The organism is Komagataeibacter kakiaceti JCM 25156, assembly GCF_000613305.1.
Map to the genome: position 1 here is coordinate 1 of NZ_BAIO01000291.1, position 2,994 is coordinate 2,994.

Annotated in this window: 3 protein-coding genes; all 3 read right to left on the reverse strand. The window is 65.2% G+C overall.

Annotated features, from left to right (window positions below):
- Positions 1-102 precede the first annotated feature (102 nt).
- From nuoE to JCM25156_RS12520, 3 genes are read right to left on the reverse strand one after another with little or no spacing between them, the layout of a single operon-like run.
- Entirely contained in the window at positions 103-594 is a 492-nt protein-coding gene (nuoE, locus tag JCM25156_RS12510; protein WP_025813339.1) for an NADH-quinone oxidoreductase subunit NuoE, read from the reverse strand.
- On the reverse strand, positions 581-2,362 hold the full coding sequence (nuoC, locus tag JCM25156_RS12515) for an NADH-quinone oxidoreductase subunit C/D (RefSeq protein WP_025813340.1): 1,782 nt from the start codon (positions 2,360-2,362) through the stop codon (positions 581-583). The genes nuoE and nuoC overlap by 14 nt, the downstream gene beginning before the upstream one ends.
- A 4-nt stretch (positions 2,363-2,366) precedes the next feature.
- On the reverse strand, positions 2,367-2,945 hold the full coding sequence (locus JCM25156_RS12520; protein WP_242402641.1) for an NADH-quinone oxidoreductase subunit B: 579 nt from the start codon (positions 2,943-2,945) through the stop codon (positions 2,367-2,369).
- Positions 2,946-2,994 lie beyond the last annotated feature (49 nt).

Here is a 2,994-nt window from a genome sequence, read left to right on the forward strand (position 1 = left end):
TGCGCGTGGCCTGCCAGCCGCCCGCCTGTTCATAGGCCGCGCAGTCCGGTGGCCCGGCGGCGGGGTCGATCATGGCGGTCAGCGGACGATCGGAAGGGGGCATCACCGCTGCTCCTTCAGGGCCGCGACCAGATGGTCGAGGGTCGTGGCGTCCACATCCCCATGCAGGGCGCCGTCCACCAGCATGGCCGGGGCGTGGTCGCAATGGCCTATGCACACCGTGGGCAGCAGCGTGATGGCGTCATCCGCCGTGGTCCCGCCCGGCTGGATGCCCAGTGTCCGGCACAGATGGGCGCAGAGCGGTTCGCGCCCCATGATCCAGCACGACACACTGTCACACAGCATGATGACGTGCCGCCCGACCGGTTTGCGGAACAGCAGGTTGAAATAGGTGGCCACGCCATCCAGATCATCCGCCGACATGCCCAGCAGGGCCGCCACTTCGTGCAGGTGGGGCGTGCTGATCCACCGGAACCGCGCCTGCACCAGCCGCAGGGCGGAAACAGCCGCCCCGCGCGGGTGAAGCTCCGCCCCCGCAAGGGCGAGGATGTCCGCCCGCAGGGCGGCGGGCAGCGGTGCATCAGCGGTCAACATCGGCCATCACGAAATCGATGCTGCCCAGGATCGCGATCAGGTCCGCGATCATGACGCCACGGGCGAGCAGCGGGATCATCTGCAGATGGGCGAAGGACGGCGTGCGGATGCGGGTGCGGTAGGATGTCGTGCCCCCGTCGCTGATCAGGGTGTAGCCGTTCACGCCCTTCGTGGCTTCAATGCAGCAGCGCGCCTCCCCCGGTGGCATGACCGGCCCCCAGCTTACGCCGAGGAAATGGTGGATCAGGGTTTCTATGTCATGCATCGTCCGGGGCTTTGGCGGGGGGCACGCAAGGGGATGGTCCGCCTTGATGGTGCCTGTGGGCATGTTGTCCACGCACTGGCGGATGATGCGCAGGCTCTGGCGTATTTCCGCGACATGCACGGCCACGCGGTCGTAACAGTCCCCATTGGCGCCGGTGGGAATGTCGAATTCAAGCTGGTCGTAACAGGCATAGGGCGCATGGCGGCGGTAATCCCATGCCAGCCCCGTGGCGCGCAGCCCCGGGCCGGTTACGCCCCATTCCACGGCCTCGGCGGTGGTATAGGCGCCCACTCCCTGCGTCCGGGCGCGGAAGATCGGGTTGCGCATGACCATCGCATCGTATTCATCCAGCCGTTTTGGCAGGTCATCAAGGAACGCGCGCACGAGCCCGTCCCACCCATCAGGCAGGTCCATGGCCACGCCACCGATGCGGAACCAGGCCGGGTGCATGCGAAAGCCGCATATCGCCTCGATGATTCCGAACACGCGCTCCCGGTCGGTAAACATGTAGAAGACGGGCGAAAGCTGCCCTACGTCCTGCGCCATCGTGCCGTAGAAGACGAGGTGACTGGCGATGCGGAACAGTTCCGCCAGCATGACGCGGATCATCTGCGCGCGCGGCGGCACGGTCATGCCCGCCAGTGTCTCGACCGCCATCACATAGGGGAAATTGTTCATGACACCGCCGAGGTAGTCCACCCGGTCGGTATAGGGGATGTAGCTGTGCCAGGACTGGCGTTCGCCCATCTTTTCCGCGCCGCGATGGTGAAAGCCGATATCGGGCACAGCATCGACAATACGCTCGCCCTTCAGTTGCAGCACGATGCGGAAGACCCCATGCACGCTGGGGTGATTGGGACCGAGGTTGAGGAACATGAAATCACTATGCGCGTCGTGCCGCCGCATTCCCCACCGGGCGGGATCGAAGCGCAGGGCGTCCTGCTCGTGCATTTCCTCTGCTTCGGTCAGGCTGTAGGGCGGCATTTCCGTGGCGCGGGCGTGATGGTCCCTGCGCAGGGGGTGGCCGGTCCATGTAGGGGGCGTGAGGATGCGGCGCAGGAAGGGATGGTTCACGAAATCTATGCCGAACAGATCCCATACCTCGCGTTCGTACCAGTTGGCGTTGGGCCACAGGTCGCTGATGGAGGGAAGGGTGGGCGCGGCCGCGCCCAGAGGTACCTTGATCCGCACCTCATCGGCGCGGGTGGTGAGCGACATGAGGTGATAGACTACCGTAAAGGAGGCTTCCGGCTGTCCTTCGCGGTGGGTGCGTTCGCGTTCGTCTATGGCGGTCAGGTCAAGGAGCATGAGCGATGCGCCGGCGTGTTCCTTCAGCGCGGCAAGTGTGGGGCGGAGGTCATCCGCCGTGATCCACAGGGTGGACACGCCATCGCGGGTGGGCTGGGTGGCCAGCAGGCCATGAGGCGACAGCCGGGAGGAAATCCGTTCCACAAGGCTGCCCGCCGGGGCGTGCGCGCCGGGAGGGGAGAGGATTGCTGGCATGGGGTCAGATCCCGTCCGGCGTGCGGAGATCACGCACGTTCCGGCGCATGTCCCGTTTTGCATCGCGCAGGCTGGGTGGCGTGACGGATTGCGCGCCCTGTTCCCCCATCATCCAGCTCAGGGGGCGGCGGTGCGTGCCGATGGATTCCTGGAGCAGCATGAGCCCTTCCAGCAGGGCTTCGGGCCGGGGCGGGCAGCCGGGCACATACACATCGACCGGCAGGAAACTGTCCACGCCTTGCACCACGCTGTAAATGTCGTACATGCCCCCAGAATTGGCGCATGACCCCATGGAGATTACCCAGCGCGGTTCCAGCATCTGATCGTACAGATGCTGGATGATCGGGGCCATCTTAACGAATACGGTGCCCGATATGACAATAAGGTCCGCCTCACGCGGGGTGGCGCGCAGCACTTCGGAACCGAAGCGGGCAATGTCGAACCGGCTGGTGAATGCCGTCGCCATTTCCACATAGCAGCATGACAACCCGAAATTCAGCGGCCAGATGGAGTTCTTCTGCCCCCACGCGACAAAATCCTGCAATCGGCCCATGACAAGGTTGCGCCGTATGGTTTCGGTCAGGCTGGGCGGTGTCCGGCCAGCCTGCGCGCCTGCGGGGGGGGAGAGGAAC

Excerpts from the sequence above, each read along its gene's own strand:
- nuoC (WP_025813340.1), bottom strand. The coding sequence starts at position 2,362 with ATGCCAGCAATCCTCTCCCCTCCCGGCGCGCACGCCCCGGCGGGCAGC.
- nuoE (WP_025813339.1), bottom strand. The coding sequence starts at position 594 with ATGTTGACCGCTGATGCACCGCTGCCCGCCGCCCTGCGGGCGGACATC.